The organism is Deinococcus sp. Arct2-2, assembly GCF_004801315.1.
Taxonomy (GTDB): domain Bacteria; phylum Deinococcota; class Deinococci; order Deinococcales; family Deinococcaceae; genus Deinococcus.
On sequence record NZ_SSNW01000011.1, the window covers coordinates 76,533 to 99,457 of the forward strand.

The following is a 22,925-nucleotide window of genomic DNA, read 5'->3' on the forward strand; positions in this document are numbered from 1 at the left end:
GGCCAGCCGAGTTTGCTCACACTCCCGCTTCAAGGCCGGGCATGGGCCGATGTCACGCTGGCGTTACGGGCCGTGCCTTTCAAAGCCTTTGACCAAGTCCAAGTGGCCCTGCAAGACGGCAAAACCTACCAGATGACCGTCGAGCGCATCGGCGGGAAGGGCGGCTTCACCTCGGCTTACCTCGTGGGCGGCACGGGCGGCCTCTCCCGCGACATCGGCCCGAAGTTCTACCAGAAGATTCCGGCACAAAAGGTCTTGGCCGAACTCCTACATGACTGCGGCGAAGTGCCTGGAACGATTGACTTACCTGGCATCCTGCCCATGTGGGTGCGGGCCGCTGGGCCAGCCCATGAGGCGCTGAGGGCGCTGATGATGCGGTATCCCGAACGGGTGTGGCGGATGCGCCCCAGCGGAGAAGTTGACGTCATGGTTCCAACTTGGCCCGAGCACGCTCAGGCTCAGCGCATCCTGCATGAAGACGCGGCGGTGGGCAGTTACACGGTGGCGCTCGATCCCACCCTGCGGCCTGGCAGTCACGTCACCCTGAGCCGAGGGGACGAAGAGTTTGGCAAGCGCGTCACGCGGGTCTCTCACAGCCTGACCGAGGAATACGGCTACCCCCACAACCAAGTGGTGCTACGTTCCCATCTTGGTACAGGCGACGGCGAAGATATGGGCATTACCGGACTCGAAGCCACGGTGCAGCGGGCCATGCGCTGGACAGATTATCTGGCGCTCTACGACTGCGAGGTCTTGCGCGATCACGGTGACCACACCCTAGACCTGCGCCCCAGCAACCCGCAGTTGCCGGAATTGACCAAAGTTCGGCTGGTACAGCCCATCGCGGGCTCACGGGTCAAGATCAAAGCCGGAAGCGTGGTGTTGCTCAGCTTTCAGGCCGGTGACCCTTCCCGCCCGGTGGTGCTGCATTACGGCACGGCTACCCTAGAACGGTTAGAGATCGCCACAGGGAAAGGCCAACTGATCCGCATCGACGATGATCGGGGCGAGGTCAGCCCGGAAGATGCGCTGTACACCCGCCCTCACATCCGCCTTCAGGACAAATCAGGTCAAAGCATCGAACTCTGGGCACAGGACGGGGCAGAACGCGTGAAAGTCACCGACAAGGCGGGGCAGACCGTGACCCTGACACCCGGAAGTGGGGATATCAGTGTCAAGGCCAATACCTCCGTGAACGTGACTGCGGCGGACGTCGTGAACATCGTGGCGGACGTCATCAACGTCAACGGGGGGATCGTCAATCTGGCCGGGGGCGGCCCAGCGGTTGGACGGGTTGGAGATCAGGTGCAAGTGGTAGGCGTGATGCCCGGCCCAGCAACGGTGACCGGCACGATCATCAGCGGCAGTGGCCGAGTGTTCAGCGGCTGATGGGCCTTCTTCATGCCCTCACGCAAGCCGGGCAACGCGGCACCCAGTGGGAGCTGGGGGAATTGGCCCGCGCCGCTGGCGTGCCCCCGCTGCCTGACCTCAAACTCCCCCAGCTCCCCGCGCTGATCGGTGGCTGCAATCTCGACTCTTTGGCCGCCAGTGTGGGGCCGATTGCCGCCAACGCCATTGCCGCCCAGTTCAGCGATCCGGTCATTCAAGCCCTGATGACCAGTGACCTGAGCGCCAAACGTACGCAACTCCTTGGCTATCTGGACAGCTTAGACCGTCAGAAAGACACCCTGTTGGGCCAGATCGCTGATTCACTCGGCTCTGAAGGCGCGCTGGGTACGGCACAGGACACGCTGGGCGGCATTCGCTCAGCGTTGGGCGGGGCAGTGGGTTCTCCCCTAGGGGCTGAGGTTCTGGGGGCAGTTGCAGAGGCCTGTCCTGTTGCAGCAGGACTCATTGCCTACGCCGAAAACACCTTAGACACACTCAGCGGCAACATCGCGGGCGTGCAGAGCTTCTCGCAAAGTCTGACCAGCCAGCTTGCCAGTCTGACCAGTTTACGGGCAGCGGCAGAAGACGCCCTAGCGGAGCTGGACGCCCATCTCGATATTCTTCCCGCCCTCTTTACCAGCCTCGGAGGTGGCCCCTGATGCCTGATCCACTCGGAACCGACTTCAACCTGCGCCCCCTCACCGGGGCGCTTTTAAGTGGCCGCGCACTCCTCACCGAAGACTTGGGGCGCAGGCTTCGCACCCGGCACGGCGCACTGTTCTATGACCCCGACTACGGCTCCTACTTGCCCGAATACCTTGGTGAAGGGTTCCAAGATGGCGGGGCGGAAGCTGCCGCCATTTGTATGTTGGATTTGGAAGAGGATGACCGCGTTCTGAGTGCGAGTGTCAACGTGCTGAGCACCGATCTCCGCACCATCCAACTCCGTGCCGATTTAGAAACCGTGTCCGGCCCTATCAGCCTGATCGTCGAAGCCGGAGACGCCGTAAATGTTTTGGGGTACGAGGGGGTGGCTCCCTTTGGCGTTGGCTGACCTCATCCGCCCGCGCACCCGAGAGCAGGTCATCGCCCGGATGCTCACCGCCATTAGCAACAGTCCGAACATCTTTGAGCCGACGTCCTATCTTCCCGGCGGCAGTCTCCGCACCTTGGTCGAGATTCAGGCAGAAGCACAGGCGGATACGGAACGCACGGTCGCGGCCCTTGCTGCTGGGGGTTACCTCGAAAGTGCGGCGGGGCAGTGGTTGGATGCTTTGGTCGCCAGTCATTACGGGATTGCGCGGCAACCCAGCGGCTTTGCTCAGGGCACCGTGACGATGCGCTGTCTGCCGTTGTCCGGCCCGTATGAACTCGCGGCGGGCACCGCCATTGTGGGCACCCTGAACGGCCTACGGTACACCAGCACGGCCAGCGTGACCGTCCCAGCCGGGGGCATGGTTGAGATGCCGGTACAGGCAGAAGCGGCGGGCAGTGGGTACAACGTGCCCGGTAACAACATCACCCTGCTGCATACCCCACAACCCGGCCTGAGCGTCACCAACGCGGCCAACTGGCTCACCGTTGCCGGGGTGGATCAGGAGTCCGATACAGCTCTACGAACCCGCGCCCGGTTGCGCTGGGCGGAGCGGGGCGGCGGGGCCACAGCCGACGCTTACCGGAGCTGGGCGTTGTCTGCTGACCCTGCTGTGGATCAAGTGCGAATCCTCGACGAACATCCGAGGGGACAAGGCACGGTGGACGTGGTGATTTGGGGTTCTGGTGGCATTGGTACCGACGTGGTAGCCCGCGTGAACGCCTACATCCAGTACCGGCGTCCACTGACGGCAGATGTGCAGGTCTACAGCGCTATTCCCCGAACCCTGACCTTCACGCTGGAACTCTACGCACCGGGCGCAGACGCGATCCGGGTGAGAGCTGAAGTGCTGGCGAATCTTGCGGCACTTCAACAGGCCGCCAGCATCGGCGGCACCCTCTACCGCTCCGAGATCATCGAAGCGGCCATGCTCCCTGCCGGAGTGCTGGACGCCCGCCCCGGTGCTGAGGTGCCCGAAGCGTTCAGGTTGGCCCCCACCGAAGCCCTCTTGCTCGCACCCACGCTGGTCTTGAGAGCTGGCCCGTGACCTATACGGCCTATGTTCAGCGGCTCAGCCGGATCAACTCCGAAGACTTTCAGGACGCCGGTACTCAGACCCATCTGGGGGCAGTGGGTGTGAGTCTCGACGACTTGGCGTTACGGGCCTACACCGCCATGCTCAGCCGCCTGATTCTGGTGGCCCCCGAAGAAGCCGTGATGCTGGCTGGAGGCGAGCGTGGCCTGAAGCGGTACCCGAGTGAATCTCTCGACACCTACCGCCGCCGGGTGATCGATGCGTGGGCGTACTGGGAGATGGCGGGCACGCTACCGGGAATGATTCAGGCTTTAGCGAGTGCAGGCTACCGGGCCACCGTGACCGAGCACTGGCGCACCCAGCCCGAGAAATGGGCGGAATTTAGCGTCACCGTCAGCCCACTCAATCCTCTGCCGAACAATGCCCGCTGGGATGGGCAGCGCCGCTGGGGAGAGGGTGCCCGCTGGGGCGTCGATCCCAACGCCGTACCCACCGACTACCTCGCCGACTTGGTGAATTCCGTCAAGCCTGCCCATGCCCGCCTGCGCGAACTCAACTACTACCCGCGTGGCCGTTTCTGGGGCGGCGAAGTCGAGTGGGGCGAAGGCCGCCCACCGCCTGAACCTGCGTTTGGATGGGGCCTGAACTACGGCATTCCCGATTACCGCGATACCGGCACCGACTCTGGCCCCCGTTGGGGCACTGAACCGCCCCTTGTGCTGTACCGAATGGAGGGCTAAATGCCAAAAACCATCAACGCATCCACCAATCAACCTCAAATTAGTCTCTCGACCGAAGTGCCGATGGACACTGAAAGCATTGATGCCGCTGATGTGGTTGTCCCGTTTCAGGCCCTGCTCGACAATGACGGCTTTCTCTACCGCCGCCAGCAAGTGATGCTTCAGCGGCTGGATGAGCTGGGCCGCCAGAGCGCCAGCTTCCAGTTGCAGAGCGCGGTGACCAGTCTGCTCGCAGAGCCTGCCCGGACGTACACCTTTACCGGCGCGATCCAGGTGCAGAAATTCGGGGGCCTCGCCGTCGACATCGCCATCACGCCGATTAACGCGCCTGCTGGGGTGACCGTCACGGTGGTCCCCAATCCGGTGGCAACGACTGCCGACCTGACTATCACGACAGCAGCCAACATCGTGGCAGGTCAATATGACTTGATTTTGCGCGGTGAAGCAGGCGGGCGCATCGTGGATATCCGCATCCCGCTGACGTTGGTGGCCGCCACCCAACCGGCCACCTTTGCCATCACTGCGCCCTCTGCCCTGATCATTGACCGCGCCTCAGGAAACAGCGCCGCCGCTGCGTTTATCAATATCAGCCGTGAAGGTGGTTTTAACAGCCCGATCAATTTCTCTGCCGATCTTCCAGCGGGTATCAGCGCCAGCTTTACTCCGGTACAGGTCACGGGCAATGACACCTTGCAGCGGAACGCGACGACGGTGGCTTTTACGGCGCTGGCAACGGTTCCAGCAGGCACGTATAACCTCCTGATTCGGGCGGTCAGCGGCTCTCTGGTACGGACCATCGGCCTCGCCCTGAGCGTCGGCACTGCTCCAGTGGTGGGCACGCCTGACTTCACCATGAGCATCGTCTATGACGCGGGCGATCCCCTGACGGTCAACGGCGCGACCCTATACATCAACCGCTCTGGCGGCTACAGCGGGCCAGTGTTTCTCAAAGCGTCTCAACCCTACGCCGAGGCTGGAACTGGGCCACTGGTGACCATTAATAACTCGCTGGGCATTGTGCAGGTGGACGGCAACGCCGTGCGCGTGACGGCAGATGGCGTGTCTCAGGGCTGGTCTGGCAGCGGCGTGGCCCCGCAGACGGGCGGCCTGAGCGGGGCCAGCACCTACGTGGTGGGGCAGGACAATGAGCAGCAACTCCGGGACAGTTACGCCGGACCGGAAGTCCTGCGGCGTTACGTGGGCGTGGAAGTGCGGCGCGGCAACCGGACGGTCGGCGGATGACCGACATCAACATCCCCCGTCCGGAACTGGGGCGACCCAGCGACAAACGGGTGACAGCGGAGTTCCTCCAGGCCCGCAATCTGAACGGCCCAGCCTTCGATCCTACGCGGGACGTGGATGTGCTCGACGCGGTTGAGGATGCTCTGGTCGATCTGCACGCACTGGTGGCCTATGCCGACCCTGAACTTGGCCCGGCCTTGCAGGAGCTGGTGGTCGAAGCCGAGCAATCGCTGGCCGATATCGCGCAGAGTACGGCAGGGCTTCAAGCTGCCGCTGCTGGAGCCGTGCCCTACGTCAATCTTGCGGCGTTCCCAGCGGCCAACCTGTACAACGGCAAATCTGCTTGGGCCACCGATACCGGGTTTGTGTACAAGAGTGACGGGGCGGCGTGGGTGAAGACAGGGGAAGTGGCGACGCCGGGGGCCGTGCAAGCGGCTTCAACCGCTGCGGCAAGTGCACTCGCACAAGCCAATCTGCTCGCGGGTGACTTCTTGCTCAGCGCCTCCGTTGCCGCCATCCCCAATACGGCGGGCACCTACCGGGTCACGCAGGGCATAGACGCCGGACAGGTGCATCAGCGGCTTGGCAACGGCACGCTGGTACGGCTGAACGGCCTAGAGGCCATGAGCGTCGGCGGCCTAGAAAGCCGTGATGGTGTCAACGTTCTGGATTACCGCCTCGCCGCAGACGGGTTTGACATTGCCCCCGCTGTTCTGCGGGCGGCTCAGAAACTTGGCGCGGGCGTGGTGAGGCTGGCACCGGGGCAAATCTACACTTGGAGCACCAATATCACGATCCCGGCAGCGGTAGCCGTCCTTGCCACAGGCGCGGTCATTCAGGCCAATCCCGCCGCCCTGCTGCCCCGTGATGCCCTGATCAACTGGGACGCAGGCGCAAGTGGCGGCCTGATCGAGCGCGTGCAGATTCAGGGCGGCGCATGGTACGGCAACGGCTACATCGGCAAGATTGGCGTCCTCAAAGGAAGTGGCACGGTCACCCCCGGAACCGTGCGGGGCGTGAGCATCACCCATACTTACGCCGAGGGCTTCAACGATCAGTTTTGGCGCATAGGGGCAGACGGAGACGCCACCAGTAATTTTGTTGTCGAGGATGTGCTGTATGCCCACAGTACGGCCAAAAACGGGGGCCTGCTCAACCGGATCACCGCTACAGGTGCGAACGGAGCCAGCACGCTCACCCTCACGACTCAAGATGAGTTTCCGTTGGCGTCAAAGTTGGGCATGGGTGCGGGACTGCGGTTCAAACTCGGCGGTGGCCCAGAAATTTACACCATCACCACCTACAACGCCGCTGCGGGGACAGTGGCGATCACGCCTGCGTTGACTCGCGCCGTCACCGACGCTTGGATGTATACGCAGGCCAACACGTTCCCAACGGCAAGCGGCACGGCAGGCCAGACCGCCGTGACCCTCGCCAGTGCCTCGGCAGAGATGATGCCTGGAATGCGGCTGGCCTTTTTCACCTGCCCCGGACAATACGTGGTGTCCAGTGTGGCCGGAACGACTGTCACGCTGACTGCCCCATTGCTGGGTACGTTCGTCGCCCAGCGCATCTTTAACGGGGCAGGCGAGACAGGCAACGCCCTTTATCTGGGAGCCGAAACGAGACGCGCCACCGTGTTTGCCAACGTCTGCCGAGGCATGTCCGCAAACTTCATGGGCAAGCAGGGCGATAAACGCCCCTACACCAAAACCAGCGACGGCGATTTCGTGCTCCTGGCGAACCGGATTGGATACGTCCGTATGGCGTTCGAGAGTGCCGCTCTCGGAACCACGGCCAGCACAGGCACACGGCCTACCGCCACAGGCACAGCGGGGGGCACAGTGCTGACGGTCACCAACAACGGCGGGGCGGGGACGTTTGCCTCACGCGGCTGGACAGTGAACAGTCTGATCAATGTGGCCCGCATTCCGGGGCTATACCGCATTACCGCTGTGGATGACGCCGCAGGAACGATCACAGTGACCCGGTACAACCTCACCACCCGGGCTGATCTGACGGGTGGTCTGACAGAGAGTGTGACGGCGGCAAACCTCTGGATGGTGGAAACGGCAGCAGGTATGGCCGCCACAGAGATCGGTGGGCACCGTGTGATTGTCGTTGGCAATATTCTTGACGAAATCACATGCGAATCAAACGGGTATTTCGTCTCGTGGGGCGCGAATCAGGTTGTCCTCAGTGACAACATCGTGCGGATCACGGAACGCACCGCCATTGAATGCAGCGCAGAAAATATCAGCGGCGGAAACAATACGTACCTGATTCGTAAATGGTTGCCGGGGATGATTGCCCCGCAGAGCATCCTGACGACCCCGAACTGCGGCTGGCTTGTGGGTCACTTTAACTCTGGCACGTTGACCGGGGATACCGTGACGTTTGACGGGTTTGCGTCTTCCGATGTGGTGCAACCCTTCGGGTTTTACGCCCGGAATGGATTTGCGCCGCAGAGCACGGGTTTCACGTTGTCCCATGCCCGGATCACAGGCTTTACCCGCTTCTTTTCGCTGGCAGACGCTGACGCCCGCGCGGATCATCTGCGCTTGGATGATTGTGTGTTTGACGCGCCACTCTGTACGAACCAATTTCAGGTGCGCGGACGGGGGTGGCGGGTCACAGGCGGGCAGATGAAACTGGGTGCAGGACTGGGTGTGTTCATTGCGCCGAGTGGTGTACTTGCCAGCATCGTTGACGGCGCTCTGGATTTCGCCGTGAAGCGTGTGGAAGTGCAAAACCGGGCTGCACTGATTGACGCCACCCTGACCGCCAATACCCGACTCGTCAACAACGAATATCTCAGCGGGGGCGTGTGGGCCTATGACATTCCCGCAGGCACTCCGCCCCTTCCCGGCTACCTCACCAAAGCAGCCGCAGTGCTGGGGCTTGATCCCAAAGCCGTGTTTGTGGACAACTGGCGTACCAAAGCGGACAGTGCCACGCTCACGGCTCCAGTGGTGGGCAGTGGGTACGGCAAGATCATCTTTGGTGGCGCAGGGGATTGGAGCATCAGCGGCGGGAAGGCCACGCTCGCCACCGCCGCCCAGTTGATTGCCTTTGAACCGCAGATCGGCGGCGTTGCGATCTCCCGTGCAGATGCCGACGTGAGTTGGGTGATTGGCGGGTCAGGCGAGGCCAGCCTCCGTTTCCGAGTGGCCGCAGACAACAGTGAGTACCTCGTGTTTGGAGCCAACAATTACCAGGACGGCGTGGCGACGAGTGCCGAATACATTCTGAGCAAGCGGGCAGGCGGCGTGACGACGCGGTTGTGGGGCAGCAACATCGGCACTGATGGCAAAATCGGGGATGAGGTGCGGGTGGTCTACGTGGGCAGCCTCATTAAGCTCTACGTCAATGACGTGCTTAGAGCAACGATCACAGAAGCCGCCCTGACGACCAATACTCGCTTGTTCCTGCTGGGCTTTAACAACGGCACCCGCGCTCCGGCCCTGAAGGATTTCATCGTCCGGACTCCCTGATCCCACACGCCATCGGGCGTTTATCGGCCCCACAACACGACCGCCCTCGGCCACCGCTTAGGGCGGTTATGTTGAAACAGGTGTTTGCGGAAGGGGTGAAGGCGGCGCTGTGAGGAAGCAGGATCAATATTGGTAGATGACCCCTCTTGCTGTCGCTCCTTGTCCTTAGGTAACGCACTAGAAGCGTTTTTGTGACGCCTCACACCTATGCTGATACAAGATGGAAGCTAAGAGTCCACTATAGAGGCCTCGCGCACTCATCCCAAGCTCATTTCACAGCAGTTAGCTCCCTCTAAAACACTTGAGTAGGAGTCCTTTTCAAAACCGTGAGACGGATATCTGTGTGAGATATCTAACTTTGGTCAACCAAAGAAGCCAAAGAAAGAGTGTAAGACTTGTGGCTTGACAGAGGATTGTCCCTGCTAGGATATCTCTAGGAGTGATAGAATGACAGCAAGTATGGGAGACGATATGCACACAAAAAATGCGTCAGGGACGGATTTTTACGTTAAAGCATGTCAGGAATTGCAAGCCGCACTAGAATTTATGCGCAAGAAGTTTGCAACTGTCTCTAAGTATCACGGCAAGGCTGCGAAGGCTTTTTGGAGTGAGTCGAAAGGTATGGCCGAAGATGCTATCGACTGCCTTGAGAGTAATCTCGGTTATTTAAACGTCAAGAGTCAGGACGATTGGGAAAGCCTAGAGGACGCGATCTATCGGATGAAGAGAGGCTACAACGCTTACACCGATCAGATGTCTTTAGCCTACTGGACAGCCACTGCCGCCGTTGAACTACGAGACAGACTTGAAGGACGCAAGCTCATAGTTCTCGTATCGCAGGCTGAACTCCTGATGGAAAGTCTTTTTGATGTAGACCTCAGAGATCTCGACTGGGATTTTCCCGCTCCAAATAAAACGAAACCTGTGGCTGCCCGTCCTCACCAAGCTTGGAGCCCCCCGCCCTCACATCCGAGAAGTAAGTCACAAGCCCCGGCAAATGCCGGGGTTTTTCATAACGCTTAACTGTAGGATAGCGAGGTGCTAAAAATCACTCAGAATCCTCACCCTGTTTTCCTTCGAGAGGTTCTCTATCCTCGCTTTGAATTTAAACGCAATCCCAGTGCCAAGACACCGCTCCAGTTTCCAAAGTTTGAGATAACTGCTTCAAGTTTTATGAAAGACGACGATCAAGCCCTTTTCATTGGCATTAACGTCAAATCAAAGGACAAGAGGAAAAGTACTGCATTGAGTTTCGATGTACTTTGCATGGCAGTCTATGAGTGTACCGATACAGAAAACTTTAAAGAGATACTGAACCAATTCTCAACCTTGGATTCTCCCTACACTATTCTTTGGGCATATGTAAGAGAATTCATGTCACGTACTATCGGACAAACCGGTCTACCAGAGTTCTACTTACCGCTTGTAATCGGCTGGGTGATAGAGGAGGGGAGTGCGCAGGGAAGGGTAGATGATCCGAAGGAAGTCAATTTCCTTAGGCAGAGATAATGCCAACAAAGTTAAACCCAAGCTCAGGAAACGCTGTGGATATCGAAAGCCACAGGGTTGTATTAGACGATTTAATGAAGCTGATAGATAACCGCTCAACGGCGATCATGGATTTCAAAGATCTCATGAATCCGAAAAACAATCTCGCCGAATCTCTTAAACTCATAAAAAGCTCTAGAAAGGCTCATGTGGGGGATGTACCTGCTATGGATCTTTTCTTGAAGTTAGAAGCTGTTGCAAATGCATGCGGCAGTGACTCAGACTGGTGGAAGGTTTTAGGAGAGATTACGGAGTCTACTTTCATAGCACTTCTGCAACACAAGTATGGTCAAGTACCTCTCCAAGAGAAAACAGTAATTTTGGAAAACCCTCAAGGAGTAGAAATTTTTAATTTAGAAGGGAAATCTATGGACGCTATTGTATGGGATGTAGATTTAGATTGTGGGGAAATGCATGAGGTTAAGAAAGCAATCATATCAAGAGTAGGAGATAAAGGATTTGGAAGGAAGTTGCAACTTTTAGCGAAATTCAAGAAGTTGGCAATGAAGCAGAGTGGGAAAACTAACTTTATTGGAGTGTCAACGATTTTTGAACAATCGAGGCTAATCGCTAATCTTTTGGAAAGCAATTTCTCCATTAAAGAGAGGGATATAGACGTTTTGGGTAGAGATAGAATCCACGTGTGGCTAGGGAAAAAGTACGTTGGTAAAGCTAGTTAGTTTCAATAGTATAAGCGCGTACATACCCAAAGACTAGAGGCCTCTATCGAAAACAATGCCTCTTCCGTCAACGAAAAAGAGAAGCCCCCACCAGTTCGGTAGGGGCTTTTGATTGGGAGGGGAATGAGTTGCACAACCTTACGCACCCGCCACCGCCCCGCCCGTTACGCTGGCAAGGCATGTAAAAATCTTTGAAGTTTTTCACTGAATTTAATGGAAGCCATGTCTCGTAGTAGCCGACTGGAGAGAGAACAGACAGATCTACTGGCCCAACCCCTTGAGGGAACTTACAGGTAGATGAGCGCGTACAACTTTTATGGACTTAGATAAAATCACACAGTATCTACCTGCACTGGCGAGCGTCATCGCTGTGGTTGTTTCTTATATTGTGTACGAGTCAAGTAAGATAAAACAGCGCATTGATTCCGGAAAGCTAAACATTGATCTTGTTGATCAGCTTGAAATTAATTTAGCTGGTGGTAATATGCGTAAAGTCGAGTATGCTTTTTTATCTTTGACCGGAACAATGGCTAACGGTAAGTATGTAGATAAGATTTGGTCTTCTGGAGCAAGTATTCATCAAATGGCATATCTCGCAAAGTCGTGCAATGTATATCTGAAGGTGAGTGGGGGAGTAGTTGAGCTTAAAATAAAGAGAATTCGTTTGCAAATGATCATCAGGCTTGCTTGGTTGTTTTTGTCAGCCTTAATAATCTGCTCTTTTTTCTTATTGTCTGTGGCAGAACTTGACCAATCCAATCCAAATCTATATATTTTCTTTCTAATAGTATTTATTTACGCATGTTTTATGTGGTCTTTTATGAGCACTATGGTCTCTATAGATAGGATTTCTGATGTAATGACTTTGATGGGAGCAAGTAGTGTTCCTTGGGTAAACAGTCTGATAGCGTCAAGAAAGTTATCTACAATTTGAGTGTTGAAGTCCAATTTTTTAGGAGTAGCTTGTAAGCAAGGCCCGCATTTGGTTGCGGGCTTTGTCGTTGGAGGAAACATGACCAAGAAAAAACCCGCATTGGGCGGGCTTATCGTTGCTTTGAGATTCGTAGATTTACGAATTTGACTCTTCAAAGGTGAAGAGGTCACCTACAGTCAGGGATTCATCGCCCGTGAGGGTACGCAGGGCAACAATCAAATCGTAGAGCGTAGTCCGGTCAACCCGTTTTGACCGCCCAGCCGCAATCTCGTAGGCGCTATTCCGGTTCACTTTCCCGGCTAACGCCTCGGCCAATTTATAGGCCGTCAAGTCGTGCTGCTTAAGGATTTCCGGTACTCGCCACTCAACCACAACTTCAGGGTACGTCATCGCCGCCGTCATACGAAAATCCTACCATACTTCTAGCGTCCATAGAAGTATTGACGTAGTACATAGAAGCATGTACTATAGGGGAACCAAGAGGGGGCAGAAGCCCTAGGAAGCTTCCCCTCTTGGAATCCGAGTTAAAGGTGGATTGACCCATGATACGAGTTCAGACCCAGAAGGTTCCCCCCGCCATCACCCGCACTTGGGCCGTTGTGACCGTGTACCGCGAATGCGGCGTGATCACCAGCGTTGAGCGCGACACCGTGACCCTCACTCGCACGGCGGCAGGCATTGAAGGCACGATCAACGGTGAGCCTGTGGAAGCCATCAAGGCTATCCGCTTGCTGCACGGCGCTCACGACCTGACCGTCATCAGTGAGGAACTGGAACCCGCCACCATCGGCAACGCTACCGCTGCCAACCTTCATCGCCGTCTGGCCCGCGCTGGCATCCCTGCCAAAGAGCATTACGGCTTTGCCACCGCTGCGCTGGACAAGCCCGTGTACAGCCTCGCGCTGCTGACGCCTGAAGAGCATGAAGTGGTGCTGGACTTCTTGGCCTTCACCCATCCCGCTCCTGAAGCCGAGGCGGTGGCCGTATGAGCGACCTGCCTTTCACAAAGCCGGATGGCTCGCCATTACCCCATCTGACCAACGCCCGCCTGACTACCGATAAAAAGACGCTGATCTTGTTCATTCAGGACAACGGTACTCACTACACCCGGCGCATCGACATGCGGCGCAGCGGCGCGGGGCTGAGCAACTTCACGGAGTATTGCGGCCACCTCATGTTTGCGCGGGGGGTCAAGGACTACCCACCCACTGACGCTACGCCGTGGATTCACACCATCCGAGATGTGGTGGGAGTATTCACAGCCCGCCGTGATTTGGCAGAAGCCTTGGTGTTTTTCCTCTGGGGTGAAGAGGTCAGTTTGACTCAGTGGCCTGAGCCGGAGGGCGTTCCAGCCGTCCAGTCCCTAGCTGAAGCTGCCGACTGACAACCACTGGTTGACACTTCCCCGCCCGCCCTCACCCGGCGGGCGACACCTTAGCCGCACCCCGGAGACACCATGACCCGTACCAACAACGCACCTCAGCCCGTTATCCCCGCCGCCCTGCTTCAGCGCCACGCCCTCGAAGTGCCCTACCAGCGCGGCAAAGTTTCCCAAGCCACCGTGCGCCGTGTCTTTCGTGAACCGGGTACGGTACTGGGGAATTTTGTCAACAACTGGCTGGGCGGCGGACTGTTCGCCACCATGCTTCACAACGTCTTTTTCGGAGAGGAGGAACGCTATGTAGAAGCCCGTAAAACCCTACGTGAGGCTGGCCTCCGCCGCCGCCCCCGGCAACTGCACTTTGACGCGCTGGCCCTGATTGAAGAAGCTCACCCCCGCCTCCTTTCCAGCGAAGATTTGGCCGCAGGTTTGGAAATCAGTCTGAGTGAAGTCAACCAAGTGGTGACCTACTTGCGTGGGTTCGTGCTGGCGATGTGCGGCGTATGCGTGCTGAAGACCAGCAAAGGCGAAGTTTGCATTGCCACCATTGATTTGTGGATGGATTGGCAAAACCAGATGACCCGCATTGAAAACGGCATCCGCAGAAGCAAGGAACGGCACGGCATGAAAGAGGAGAACTTGAAGAGCAACAAATTGCAGGTGGCCGAGCGGCTGCCTACCTACCAGCCCGTGATGTTGGAACTTATGCCCCCCGCCCGAAAGCAGGTGCTTCCCAGTGATACGAACTGAACTCGAACCCTTTGAATACGCCGCCCTTGCCCCGGACGTGCGGGAGATGGTGCAGGAACATACAGGCGAAATCCGCAACCTCGCCCGCCGCGCTGCACAAGACATTGTGGAGATCGGAGAGCGGCTGACTCAAGTGAAGAGTGCGCTTGAGCATGGACAGTTTGGATATTGGGTCAAGAGTGAATTTGGTTGGAGCTATCCCGCTGCTGCCAGATTTATGCAAGTGGCTGACAGCTTCAAAACTCTCAATTTGAGAGATTTGCAGATCGCCCCCTCTGCCCTCTATGCGCTCGCCAGTGGTACGACTCCCGCACCTGTTCGGGAAGAGATTGTGCAGCGTGCTCAAGCGGGGGAGCCGATCACTCACAAGGACGTAAAGGCCCGTCTTGTGCAGCATCAGCAGCAATACGAGCCAGAGCCGCCTGTACCTGTTGTGGCTCTTCCTGTAGCCGCGCCGATCCCTGCCCCTCCCGGCCCAGCTCCGGTTAAGAAGCCTTACAAGCCGCTGCCCGTGGAATTTGAGCCGATGGAACTGCAAGACGGTTCGTTCATCCAAGTGCCTAAACCGCCCGTGTTGCCGATGCAGCGGGAGTTGCAAGAGAAGGATTACGGCAAAGCCGCCTCGCGTTTTGACAACGTGGCGTCCAAGCTTTCCGCTGCCCTGACCGCAATGGACGGCTACAGCATGAAAGAGATTCAGGAGATTGCGGACAGCGTAGAGGGGCGGCAATTGTTCGCACCTGTGCGGGTGACCCGGATCAGAGAACTCTTAGGCGAGTTGCATCGCAAATGGTCAGCGTCCGAATCCAAGGGGCAGATCATAGAAGCTGAGTCCCTGTTTGACGATCCGCCCAGAGTGGGACTGAAGACGCTTGACGCGCTGAACTGAAGACAGACTAAAGAGTAGGCCCGCATGGTTGCGGGCTTTGCTGTTGGAAGTGGCTGGATTCAACCACGCTGTAGTGTAGAAAAGGGCACGTAGTATTCTCAGCATATGAAGGGGTTTGTACATATTAGCGGTGACGCGCCGGGGTTAATCCCTATCGACTACTTTGATGTCATCCTTCTGCCGCTCAAAACATTCATTACAGAACTCAGCGAACTAGAACCACAAGAAGTTTATAGCGAGTGGCTGAACGAGCTGTATATCGATGAGGTTTCGAGAAAAGATTTTCGAACGATAGTTTCAATGCTTAAGAACCATATCGAGTCTACCCATAAGGCTGATCTTCCAGACGGATTTTTGGAGTTCTGGAATCACGAGATTATGCCTTTACTGGATGGAGATCCGAGAAATCCTGGGGAGGATGCCAGAGAGATTTAGCCCGCCAGAGGCAAAGGCAGCAGATTAGGGTGTGTCGGCCAAGGGTGAAGAGCAGACTGTGGGCATGGATGAACCATTCAATCGTTCTCAGCTTGTTGCGCTAGTGCAGCGTCTCCTTCAAATGGACTACCACAATGAGGAAGAAGCGGATCAAATAATCATGGAGGTGCAGCGTCATGTCTTGGATCCTCAGGTGATTGATTACATTTTCTGGACAGATGAGGGAGTAACTGCTGAGAAGGCCGCTGAGGAAATTGTTGATCGCGCTCTTGCCTACCAGCCAATTATCGCAACTTGGTCGCTTGATCAGTAACAACCTCACTTAGCCGACACGCCCTAGAAAGAAGGCCCGCAATCACGCGGGCCTCTGTTATTGGAGGTGAGATTGGAGGACAGTCAAAATAAGACGGTCTGGTGCCACACTACCGGCCTGTTATCAAGGCCGCAAATACAACACTTTCAAAGGGTCGCGTTCTAAACGCGACCCTTTGCCTTGGAGGTTTATGAACCGAATCCTGCTCTTGCTGGCCGTGTTCCTCTCGGCCTGTTCTGTCACCGCGCCGCCGAGAGACTCGGGGCAGTGGACTACGACGGTCTTCGACACCTCGATCACTTGGCGCTGGGTCGCGCCCGGTGGCCTTGGCCCCAACTGGGGCTATGCCAACAGCGCACCCGGCGGTGGGAGTTGCGTCGTGGACTTAGACCCAGCCCTCGCCCGTGACGTTCTGGTGAGGGTGGCCGCCCATGAGGCTGCCCACTGTTTCGCGGGGCGCTACCTCATCTCTGGCTTTCCCCGGCCTGACCTCGGCCCCTACTACAACACGCCGTTCGAAGGGTACGCCCAGACCTATGCACTGGCCTACCTCGCAACCTGTGGAGAGTCGCTGGCCCCGCTCGGCTGGGTAGATCCCCGGCCTGCCCTGTGCGCCTCTCCGCCTGATCCCCGTTCGATTCGTCAGCCTGAAACGCTGTAGTCCGCTTGCCCATCCTCTGTCCCGCCCATGCCCTCGGCTGCTGGGCGGTTCTTCTTGCCGATTGGAGGCCCATGCACCGACTACTCTTGCCCCTGCTCTCTTTGCTGCTGGCCTCTGCTATAGCCCTGCCTGCGCCCGCCCCCACCTACTGCCGCACCATTGTCATTAAAGACAGCGTGGTGCTGGTAGCCTACAAACCCGTCATCCGTCTCGCCCCGGACTGCCCCCCAGACGCACAGGCCCGTGTGCGAAAGTCCAGTACGCTCAACACCCGGCGCAACGGCGCACCCTACCAACCCATCCGCCCGCTGATCGGCGCATGGATCGTCACCCCGTACGGCAGCACCATTCCCGCCAACGAACTCTGGACGCTGCTGACGTGGCGCTGGGAATGGTGGGACGGTACGCGTTGGCAGGCCAGCGAGGTCTTCTGATGATTCGTACCCATCTTGGTATCCGGGCCGTCGTCATCGCTGTGCATTTCGGCTGGGCAGCAGCGGTCTATCACAAGCCGAACGCGCCGCTGCTGTATCAGTCCTACAGCGCCTTCACCGACTTCGCCCCCTGGCACGCTTTTGGATGGTCAGCTCTCGCCATTGCCCTGCTGATGCTGCTGAGTCGGCCTGGCACCATGGCCGCGCAATGGGCCAGCTTTCTGAGCAGCATCTTCTTTTTCACCGTAGTAGCCGCCATTGGGCGCGGCGTGGGCTTTACCACCGGCGTCAGCACTTACAGCATCTTGGCATTCGCGTCGCTGGCGATGTTCGCGCTGGATTTTCGGGCGTGGTTCTCGCAGCGTGATTGGGTGAAGCGGCTGATCGCCAACCCACCCCAACGGTGGCGCAAATGAGCGGGATCGACTTCAGCGCCTTCCTGCCGATCATCGCCAAATCTGGCGCGGCCACCATCATCCTCGCCATCCTGTTCGGCCTGTCCTACGTCATTCGGGAGTGGCGCGGCGGCAGCATGAGTGAGAAGAAAGACGAGGAAACCCAGAAGCGACTGGCCGACGTCGAAGCGCGGCTGGCGACGGCGGAGAAGCGGATTGCGTCTCAAGGGCGGCAGATCAACGACTTCCGCTTCCAGCGAGATCAAGCGCGGGTACGGGTCGAATTCTTGGAACTCAAACATAGCGAGGAACCACGCACGATCTGGGCACCAGACCCACCAGAGGACACCTGATGATTACCAAAGAACTGCTGCTCAAAATCCGCCCTGATCAGTCCCCTCGTAAAGCCGAGGTGGCCGCTGAGAAACTTGCGTGGGCACTCCCTCAGTATCAAATTGATACACCGCTGCGAGTGGCGCACATGCTGGCGCAGCTGGCCCATGAATCCGGGTTCATGCCGATCAGCGAGAACCTGAACTACAGCGCCAAGCGCCTGCCGCAGGTGTGGCCCACCAGGTTCACGACGCTCGCTAGTGCTCAACGGTATGCGGGCGATCCAGAAGCACTGGGCAACTTCGTTTACGCGGGACGGCTGGGCAACGGTGGCCCCGAATCTGGCGACGGCTACCGCTACCGAGGCCGGGGCATGATCCAACTCACCGGACGGGAAAACTACCGCACCTACGGTAAGATCATCGGCTTTGATCTGGAGCGTGATCCCGACCTGCTGCTGCAATACGGCGTGTCTGCGCTGGCAGCTGCGGCTTTCTGGAAAGCTCATGGCCTGAACCGCTGGGCCGACATCGATGACGTGACCAGTGTGACGCGGATCATTAACGGCGGGCTGAACGGCCTGCAAGAGCGGGTGGTGTACCTACAACGTGCCAAGAAAGCCCTCGGCATCTAAACCCCTCCCATCCCAATCCGCCCTTTCCCGGCCCTGCCTTCACGGTGGGGCCGTGCACTTGGAGTGTGCCCATGTTGAAAGCTCAGATCTTGTCTACCCTTCTTGCTCTCGGTACCGCCACCCGCGCGGGAGACGCCCTCACCCCTGACCTCGTGAAGCCGTGGCTCGACAAGCACATCGGCAACCTGACCAGCAAAGCTCAAGCGCTGCGCGACGGCGCGACGTGGACAGAAGTGGGGGCGCTGCTCGAAGCCGCAGTGCAGGCCGCACAGGAACTCAAGCCGGTGCTGGCGGGCACGGCACGCGCCCAATTCGTGCTGGCCGTTGTTCAGGCACTGGTGCGCGAGTTCGCGCCGCCTTCCGCGACGTGGCTGACCGTGATGCTCAGCAGTCCGTTCACGCTGATGCTGATCGAGATGGCCTTCAAGCGCCTGTTTCCCGGCAGCTAAGTACCAGACAACTCAGGCGAAACGCCCCGTACTCCCAGCCCTGAAGCTGTGGAGTACGGGGCGTTTTTTTGCGTCTAGGGCACGTAGCGCAAGCGGACAGAGAATGGATAACCGAGCGATGAGGTACTGAAATTGTCTATAGACCGACTCAGATAAGCGGTAAATTCGTTGGATTCACTGGGATCGGGTGCTCTCAGAAGCGTAATTCTCACTGGAATTGTTCCACCTTTTTTCGACACTGAGCCGTCGCCCGAGACTTGATACAACTCCGGTTCAAATCTTGCGTCCGGGTCATTGGATATGCCCAACGATGGCCCCGTTGTCTCCCCACCCGGAGAGACGGTCACTGTGGCCTGCACAGTAATGGTCTCTCCCACCCGGATGTCATATGGCTGGTCAGAGAAGAAGATGTCGATGTCCTGCGCCAAGCCATATACCCCCATAGGCACGCGGGTCACTTCCTCACCGTGAGCAAAGATCACAAGTGTATCGGGCAGCGTCAACGGATTAGAGTCGTTGCTGTATTCAACAGAGATGTCAGGAGGGGCAAAAATGCTGAGCGTCTGTGTCGTGACTCCCGCCCCATTCAGTCTGATACCGGGCGTCTCCAAATCGAAGCGTGGATTTTCAAAAGCATCTTCGTCTTGGTAAGCGCTGACTCGATAAGTCAAATCACCCTTAAAGGAAGCACTGCGGTTGGTCAACGTTAGGGGCAAAGTGCCATGTGCGTCTTGCAGTAGTCCAGTCTGTTCGGGCACGGTAGCCGTAATATCTGGCACGCAGGTAATCGTTGGGTTGATCCAGTCGGCATGGTCAAAGCTCTTGCCATTGCCGCCGTCGGTCACCACCATGCGGAACGTCGATTGACCCCGCAAATCCACGTTCACCGGTTTGGTGGCACTGGCCCCGGTCATGAGGCCACTGTCGAACAACTTCTCTGTATCGCCCCAAATCTGGAACACGGCGCTGCCCTTGTCGCCCACTTCATCGTCCAAACCGATCTCTGCTTTGAAGCGGACGCATTTGGCATTGTCTGTTCCCGCGAGGCTGTACTTCAATTCGCTGGGGGCATGGACACCATACCCCTTGGCGTGCTTCACACCGTTCAGGGTGAGTGTTTTGCCGTCGCCTATGCCGCGCTCGCCGTTGCTCCGGTCTACCTCGATTGGCCCCCATGCGGAGGTAGCCGTCAGTGCCCGCTCGTAATACAACGTGTTAGCTCCGTCTGGGGTGAGCGACTGTGGGCTAAGACGGCCTGTCAGTGTCCAGTTGCCGTCTATCGCATCGTAATTGCCGCTTTCGGCGGCGTCGGGCGAAGCTCCACAGGCGGTCAGGGCGAGGGTCAAGAGCACGAGCGGGCCAGATCGGTTCATAGCGTCTCCTCTACTGCGTTGTGCGAGAGGAGACGCTAAGTGATGACCCGTAAAACAATCGCTAATCCTGCGGGGGTGGGGGTTGACTCTTTGGCCGAGTTATCTGCGGCTTACATCTGTTTGCACTTATGCATGAGCATGGGCTTTTTTAGCGGTACTGTGAACTTATGCCCTCTATGTCACCAACAAACAAAAAATCTATAGGGTTTCTGATTCTTGCCATTCTCGTCGGTATCGGTCTATTCGTCGTTGTGTTTCCAGACCTTTTCGATAATGACCGCCCTGTAGCAGTTCAGGCTGTTGCAGCTATTGCCACATTCATAGCCACAGTATTTTTAGTCATCTTCAGCTACCAAGCTGAGGGACGTTCTGAGAGAGCTGAAATAGGCAATGCTCAGACACGGGATGCTGTACTGGAACAAGCGAAACAAACTGAACGTTTTGCTGAAGCCGCTCATGAACAGGTGGCTGTTCTCCGAGAACAAAACACAGTGTTGTCAAATCAACTGGAACAGCAAAGGAGTCCTCAACTGGTGCTGTTTCAAGGCGCAGAGGGTGCACTCCGACCACTATTTATTGCGAACTTAGGCAATTTGCCCATTCAAATTGTTGCAATGGAGACACAATTTGGATTTCTAAAGATGCCGTTCGACTACACCCCAATCTTTGATGAGCGTCCCGATGGGGTCATGGGTTTGAAGGATGTAGAAGTTAATTCTCATGGAACCGGACTTTTGTCACCGGGAGAAAAGAAGATGATCCTCTTTCCTATTGACCTCGCTGATTTCAAAATGCCTGAGCATCAGGGTTACCGTAGCTTTTATATGACCATATATTTTGTTTACGGGCCGACAGGCTCAGTTCAACAAACCAAAAGATTTACAATAATTCAAGAGAATATTGATGACGTTCATAAAATAATTACTGAGCGGTTTCCTGATCGCCCTTGGACGGAAGATTGATAGCGGGCGATACAGACCTGTAGGTGATGTTATCCACAGGGTAACCTTGGGGGTGTTGATAACTTATTTCCAGACCGACGGGAAACGCTCTGGCCCATAGAAATCCAGCAGCGCGGCCCTGAGCAACCCTTGAGCCTGAAGCGTCTCCCCTGCCCCATCCGTGAGACTCAGCAATCGGCGGTTGACCTGATACCCCATCACAAGCGCTTCCCCCAGCGCCTCCGCCGTCGCACAGACCTGCACGCCTCCAGAGTTGGTCAGAGTGACAGGCCAGACGATCACAGATAACGTGTCTGACACGGCAGTTCGAGCGTTTGTAGGAAATGGGGGTGTATGTCCATACGTACTCACCATTCTAGCGGTCAGAGGAGGGCCAAAAAGTGCAGAACGTAGACTGCGGATTGTGGGCTAACACTAAACTGCGCTCCACGATCAGCCGTCCCACGCTCCGTTCTCAGACCCTTCGACCCTAGACCCTTAGACGCCCTTCAATCCACCCGTCCCGCCATGCCTAACGCTCGTTAGTTTTCCTGCGCTATCCTTTGCTCCATGAACAAAGCAGTGATTGTGGCGGCCTCGCGCACGCCGACGGGCAAGTTTTTGGGGACGCTGGAATCGGTGCGGGCGGTGGAACTGGGCAGCATCACGTTGGCCGACACCCTACGCCGGGCCGGGATTCCTGCCGAACTGGTGGAAGAAGTGATTATGGGTCATGTGGTGCAGGCAGGCTGCGGGCAAAATCCGGCGCGGCAGGCGGCACTGGCGGCGGGCCTCAGCAACGAGGTGGGCGCGCTGACCATCAACAAAGTGTGTGGCAGCGGCCTGAAAGCCGTGATTCTAGCCGCGCAGAGCATCCGGGCAGGCGACCAATCGGCGGTGCTGGCGGGCGGCATGGAATCCATGAGCAACGCGCCGCACCTACTCCCCGGCGCACGCAAAGGCTACCGACTGGGCCACGCGCAGGTGCTGGACGCCAACACCCAAGACGGCCTGTGGTGCAGCATTAACGACGAGGGCATGGGCCTGACCGGAGAGCGCGTGGCCGACAAATACGCGATTACGCGGGACGAGCAAGACGCCTACGCTACCGCCAGCCACCAGAAAGCGATTGCCGCGCAGGGGGCCGGGCGCTTTGCCGAAGAGATTGTGGCCGTGACTGTGAAAGGCCGCAAGGGTGACACGGTGGTAGACGCTGACGAAGGCCCACGTGCAGATACGAGCTTGGACACATTGGGCCGTCTGAAACCCGCCTTCCGCAAAGACGGCTCGGTCACGGCAGGCAACGCCCCTGGCCTGAACGACGGGGCGGCCAGCCTGCTGGTGATGAGCGAGGACGCCGCCGCCGCGCACGGGCTGAAGCCTCTGGCCGAAATTACCGGATACGCCACAGGCGGCCTTGCCCCCGAGTGGGTGATGATGACGCCCGTGCCCGCCACGCAAAAGCTGCTGAAGAATCTGGGCATGGGCGTAGGCGACGTGGACTTGTGGGAACTGAACGAGGCCTTCAGTGTGCAGAGCCTCGCCGTGAGCCGTGAACTGGGCCTTGACCCCACCCGCGTAAACGTGAACGGCGGCGCGGTGGCGTTGGGCCACCCCATTGGAGCCAGTGGCGCACGCATTTTGGTTACGCTGCTGCACGCGCTGAAGGCACACGACAAGGAAACGGGCGTAGCAACGCTGTGCATGGGCGGCGGCAACGGGCTGGCGTTGGCGGTTCGGCGGGTTTGAGGCGCGGCTCAGGGGGCTGTGTCTAAGGTGCT

Annotated in this window: 28 protein-coding genes; 25 read left to right on the forward strand and 3 right to left on the reverse strand. The window is 57.7% G+C overall.

What is annotated here, in order from left to right:
- Positions 1-12 precede the first annotated feature (12 nt).
- From E7T06_RS07325 to E7T06_RS07375, 11 genes are all read left to right on the forward strand, one after another.
- Entirely contained in the window at positions 13-1,389 is a 1,377-nt protein-coding gene (locus E7T06_RS07325; RefSeq protein WP_136365177.1) for a hypothetical protein, read from the forward strand.
- Complete coding sequence (locus E7T06_RS07330; RefSeq protein ID WP_136365178.1) at positions 1,389-2,048, forward strand: hypothetical protein; 660 nt, start codon at positions 1,389-1,391, stop codon at positions 2,046-2,048. Before E7T06_RS07325 ends, E7T06_RS07330 begins: the two co-directional genes overlap by 1 nt.
- Entirely contained in the window at positions 2,048-2,443 is a 396-nt protein-coding gene (locus tag E7T06_RS07335) for a hypothetical protein (RefSeq protein WP_136365179.1), read from the forward strand. Before E7T06_RS07330 ends, E7T06_RS07335 begins: the two co-directional genes overlap by 1 nt.
- Entirely contained in the window at positions 2,430-3,530 is a 1,101-nt protein-coding gene (locus E7T06_RS07340) for a baseplate J/gp47 family protein (RefSeq protein ID WP_168733423.1), read from the forward strand. Before E7T06_RS07335 ends, E7T06_RS07340 begins: the two co-directional genes overlap by 14 nt.
- Positions 3,527-4,258, forward strand: coding sequence for a phage tail protein (locus E7T06_RS07345; protein WP_136365181.1), 732 nt, complete (start codon positions 3,527-3,529; stop codon positions 4,256-4,258). Before E7T06_RS07340 ends, E7T06_RS07345 begins: the two co-directional genes overlap by 4 nt.
- Positions 4,259-5,500: a hypothetical protein gene (locus E7T06_RS07350; protein ID WP_136365182.1), complete on the forward strand. Its 1,242-nt coding sequence runs from the start codon at positions 4,259-4,261 to the stop codon at positions 5,498-5,500.
- Entirely contained in the window at positions 5,497-8,994 is a 3,498-nt protein-coding gene (locus tag E7T06_RS07355) for a hypothetical protein (protein ID WP_136365183.1), read from the forward strand. The genes E7T06_RS07350 and E7T06_RS07355 overlap by 4 nt, the downstream gene beginning before the upstream one ends.
- A gap of 447 nt (positions 8,995-9,441) precedes the next feature.
- Positions 9,442-10,017, forward strand: coding sequence for a hypothetical protein (locus E7T06_RS07360; RefSeq protein ID WP_136365184.1), 576 nt, complete (start codon positions 9,442-9,444; stop codon positions 10,015-10,017).
- Positions 10,018-10,032: 15 nt separating this feature from the next.
- Positions 10,033-10,503 carry a hypothetical protein gene (locus E7T06_RS07365; protein ID WP_136365185.1) on the forward strand — a complete coding sequence of 157 codons (471 nt, stop codon included), beginning with the start codon at positions 10,033-10,035 and terminating at the stop codon, positions 10,501-10,503.
- Positions 10,503-11,222 carry a hypothetical protein gene (locus tag E7T06_RS07370; protein WP_136365186.1) on the forward strand — a complete coding sequence of 240 codons (720 nt, stop codon included), beginning with the start codon at positions 10,503-10,505 and terminating at the stop codon, positions 11,220-11,222. Before E7T06_RS07365 ends, E7T06_RS07370 begins: the two co-directional genes overlap by 1 nt.
- 316 nt (positions 11,223-11,538) lie before the next feature.
- On the forward strand, positions 11,539-12,156 hold the full coding sequence (locus tag E7T06_RS07375; RefSeq protein WP_136365187.1) for a hypothetical protein: 618 nt from the start codon (positions 11,539-11,541) through the stop codon (positions 12,154-12,156).
- Positions 12,157-12,291: 135 nt separating this feature from the next.
- On the opposite strand, the gene E7T06_RS07380 is transcribed toward E7T06_RS07375, so the two are convergent.
- On the reverse strand, positions 12,292-12,558 hold the full coding sequence (locus tag E7T06_RS07380) for a hypothetical protein (protein WP_205750843.1): 267 nt from the start codon (positions 12,556-12,558) through the stop codon (positions 12,292-12,294).
- A 140-nt stretch (positions 12,559-12,698) separates the two neighbouring features.
- On the opposite strand from E7T06_RS07380, the gene E7T06_RS07385 reads away from it, so the two are divergent.
- The 12 genes from E7T06_RS07385 (at position 12,699) to E7T06_RS07440 (ending at position 18,830) form a co-directional block, all read left to right on the forward strand.
- The gene (locus E7T06_RS07385; RefSeq protein WP_205750845.1) at positions 12,699-13,145 is read left to right on the forward strand and encodes a hypothetical protein; all 447 of its coding nucleotides are present in this window, start codon (positions 12,699-12,701) and stop codon (positions 13,143-13,145) included.
- Positions 13,142-13,540 carry a hypothetical protein gene (locus E7T06_RS07390; protein ID WP_136365188.1) on the forward strand — a complete coding sequence of 133 codons (399 nt, stop codon included), beginning with the start codon at positions 13,142-13,144 and terminating at the stop codon, positions 13,538-13,540. Before E7T06_RS07385 ends, E7T06_RS07390 begins: the two co-directional genes overlap by 4 nt.
- Positions 13,541-13,612: 72 nt before the next feature.
- Entirely contained in the window at positions 13,613-14,287 is a 675-nt protein-coding gene (locus tag E7T06_RS07395) for a hypothetical protein (protein WP_136365189.1), read from the forward strand.
- The gene (locus E7T06_RS07400; protein ID WP_136365190.1) at positions 14,274-15,176 is read left to right on the forward strand and encodes a DUF3102 domain-containing protein; all 903 of its coding nucleotides are present in this window, start codon (positions 14,274-14,276) and stop codon (positions 15,174-15,176) included. Before E7T06_RS07395 ends, E7T06_RS07400 begins: the two co-directional genes overlap by 14 nt.
- Positions 15,177-15,281: 105 nt before the next feature.
- Positions 15,282-15,611, forward strand: coding sequence for a hypothetical protein (locus tag E7T06_RS07405; protein WP_136365191.1), 330 nt, complete (start codon positions 15,282-15,284; stop codon positions 15,609-15,611).
- Between the two features lie 64 nt (positions 15,612-15,675).
- Positions 15,676-15,924: a hypothetical protein gene (locus tag E7T06_RS07410; protein ID WP_136365192.1), complete on the forward strand. Its 249-nt coding sequence runs from the start codon at positions 15,676-15,678 to the stop codon at positions 15,922-15,924.
- Positions 15,925-16,114: 190 nt separating this feature from the next.
- A complete protein-coding gene (locus tag E7T06_RS07415) occupies positions 16,115-16,585 on the forward strand; it encodes a hypothetical protein (protein WP_136365193.1) in 471 nt (156 codons plus the stop codon).
- Positions 16,586-16,656: 71 nt separating this feature from the next.
- Positions 16,657-17,019, forward strand: a complete 363-nt coding sequence (locus tag E7T06_RS07420; protein WP_136365194.1) for a hypothetical protein — start codon at positions 16,657-16,659, stop codon at positions 17,017-17,019.
- A complete protein-coding gene (locus tag E7T06_RS07425; RefSeq protein ID WP_136365195.1) occupies positions 17,019-17,435 on the forward strand; it encodes a hypothetical protein in 417 nt (138 codons plus the stop codon). The genes E7T06_RS07420 and E7T06_RS07425 overlap by 1 nt, the downstream gene beginning before the upstream one ends.
- Positions 17,432-17,767 carry a hypothetical protein gene (locus E7T06_RS07430; RefSeq protein WP_136365196.1) on the forward strand — a complete coding sequence of 112 codons (336 nt, stop codon included), beginning with the start codon at positions 17,432-17,434 and terminating at the stop codon, positions 17,765-17,767. Before E7T06_RS07425 ends, E7T06_RS07430 begins: the two co-directional genes overlap by 4 nt.
- Positions 17,767-18,381, forward strand: a complete 615-nt coding sequence (locus E7T06_RS07435) for a glycoside hydrolase family 19 protein (protein WP_136365197.1) — start codon at positions 17,767-17,769, stop codon at positions 18,379-18,381. The genes E7T06_RS07430 and E7T06_RS07435 overlap by 1 nt, the downstream gene beginning before the upstream one ends.
- 71 nt (positions 18,382-18,452) lie before the next feature.
- Positions 18,453-18,830: a hypothetical protein gene (locus E7T06_RS07440; protein WP_136365198.1), complete on the forward strand. Its 378-nt coding sequence runs from the start codon at positions 18,453-18,455 to the stop codon at positions 18,828-18,830.
- A 74-nt stretch (positions 18,831-18,904) separates the two neighbouring features.
- Here E7T06_RS07440 and E7T06_RS07445 read toward each other — a convergent pair whose 3' ends face one another.
- Positions 18,905-20,203, reverse strand: a complete 1,299-nt coding sequence (locus E7T06_RS07445) for an NPCBM/NEW2 domain-containing protein (RefSeq protein WP_136365199.1) — start codon at positions 20,201-20,203, stop codon at positions 18,905-18,907.
- Positions 20,204-20,370: 167 nt separating this feature from the next.
- On the opposite strand from E7T06_RS07445, the gene E7T06_RS07450 reads away from it, so the two are divergent.
- Positions 20,371-21,165 carry a hypothetical protein gene (locus tag E7T06_RS07450; protein WP_136365200.1) on the forward strand — a complete coding sequence of 265 codons (795 nt, stop codon included), beginning with the start codon at positions 20,371-20,373 and terminating at the stop codon, positions 21,163-21,165.
- Positions 21,166-21,228: 63 nt separating this feature from the next.
- Here E7T06_RS07450 and E7T06_RS07455 read toward each other — a convergent pair whose 3' ends face one another.
- Positions 21,229-21,447 carry a hypothetical protein gene (locus E7T06_RS07455; protein ID WP_136365201.1) on the reverse strand — a complete coding sequence of 73 codons (219 nt, stop codon included), beginning with the start codon at positions 21,445-21,447 and terminating at the stop codon, positions 21,229-21,231.
- A gap of 267 nt (positions 21,448-21,714) precedes the next feature.
- Between E7T06_RS07455 and E7T06_RS07460 the strand changes: the two genes are divergently transcribed.
- Entirely contained in the window at positions 21,715-22,893 is a 1,179-nt protein-coding gene (locus E7T06_RS07460; protein WP_136365202.1) for an acetyl-CoA C-acetyltransferase, read from the forward strand.
- Positions 22,894-22,925 lie beyond the last annotated feature (32 nt).

Bases quoted from the DNA above. Each gene is read 5' to 3' on its own strand.
- E7T06_RS07390 (WP_136365188.1), top strand. From the start codon at position 13,142: ATGAGCGACCTGCCTTTCACAAAGCCGGATGGCTCGCCATTACCCCAT.
- E7T06_RS07355 (WP_136365183.1), top strand. From the start codon at position 5,497: ATGACCGACATCAACATCCCCCGTCCGGAACTGGGGCGACCCAGCGAC.
- E7T06_RS07410 (WP_136365192.1), top strand. From the start codon at position 15,676: ATGGATGAACCATTCAATCGTTCTCAGCTTGTTGCGCTAGTGCAGCGT.
- E7T06_RS07375 (WP_136365187.1), top strand. From the start codon at position 11,539: ATGGACTTAGATAAAATCACACAGTATCTACCTGCACTGGCGAGCGTC.
- E7T06_RS07335 (WP_136365179.1), top strand. From the start codon at position 2,048: ATGCCTGATCCACTCGGAACCGACTTCAACCTGCGCCCCCTCACCGGG.
- E7T06_RS07360 (WP_136365184.1), top strand. From the start codon at position 9,442: ATGACAGCAAGTATGGGAGACGATATGCACACAAAAAATGCGTCAGGG.
- E7T06_RS07425 (WP_136365195.1), top strand. From the start codon at position 17,019: ATGATTCGTACCCATCTTGGTATCCGGGCCGTCGTCATCGCTGTGCAT.
- E7T06_RS07350 (WP_136365182.1), top strand. From the start codon at position 4,259: ATGCCAAAAACCATCAACGCATCCACCAATCAACCTCAAATTAGTCTC.
- E7T06_RS07440 (WP_136365198.1), top strand. From the start codon at position 18,453: ATGTTGAAAGCTCAGATCTTGTCTACCCTTCTTGCTCTCGGTACCGCC.
- E7T06_RS07395 (WP_136365189.1), top strand. From the start codon at position 13,613: ATGACCCGTACCAACAACGCACCTCAGCCCGTTATCCCCGCCGCCCTG.
- E7T06_RS07430 (WP_136365196.1), top strand. From the start codon at position 17,432: ATGAGCGGGATCGACTTCAGCGCCTTCCTGCCGATCATCGCCAAATCT.
- E7T06_RS07435 (WP_136365197.1), top strand. From the start codon at position 17,767: ATGATTACCAAAGAACTGCTGCTCAAAATCCGCCCTGATCAGTCCCCT.
- E7T06_RS07385 (WP_205750845.1), top strand. From the start codon at position 12,699: ATGATACGAGTTCAGACCCAGAAGGTTCCCCCCGCCATCACCCGCACT.
- E7T06_RS07405 (WP_136365191.1), top strand. From the start codon at position 15,282: ATGAAGGGGTTTGTACATATTAGCGGTGACGCGCCGGGGTTAATCCCT.
- E7T06_RS07450 (WP_136365200.1), top strand. From the start codon at position 20,371: ATGCCCTCTATGTCACCAACAAACAAAAAATCTATAGGGTTTCTGATT.
- E7T06_RS07460 (WP_136365202.1), top strand. From the start codon at position 21,715: ATGAACAAAGCAGTGATTGTGGCGGCCTCGCGCACGCCGACGGGCAAG.
- E7T06_RS07380 (WP_205750843.1), bottom strand. From the start codon at position 12,558: ATGACGGCGGCGATGACGTACCCTGAAGTTGTGGTTGAGTGGCGAGTA.
- E7T06_RS07420 (WP_136365194.1), top strand. From the start codon at position 16,657: ATGCACCGACTACTCTTGCCCCTGCTCTCTTTGCTGCTGGCCTCTGCT.
- E7T06_RS07415 (WP_136365193.1), top strand. From the start codon at position 16,115: ATGAACCGAATCCTGCTCTTGCTGGCCGTGTTCCTCTCGGCCTGTTCT.
- E7T06_RS07445 (WP_136365199.1), bottom strand. From the start codon at position 20,203: ATGAACCGATCTGGCCCGCTCGTGCTCTTGACCCTCGCCCTGACCGCC.
- E7T06_RS07370 (WP_136365186.1), top strand. From the start codon at position 10,503: ATGCCAACAAAGTTAAACCCAAGCTCAGGAAACGCTGTGGATATCGAA.
- E7T06_RS07330 (WP_136365178.1), top strand. From the start codon at position 1,389: ATGGGCCTTCTTCATGCCCTCACGCAAGCCGGGCAACGCGGCACCCAG.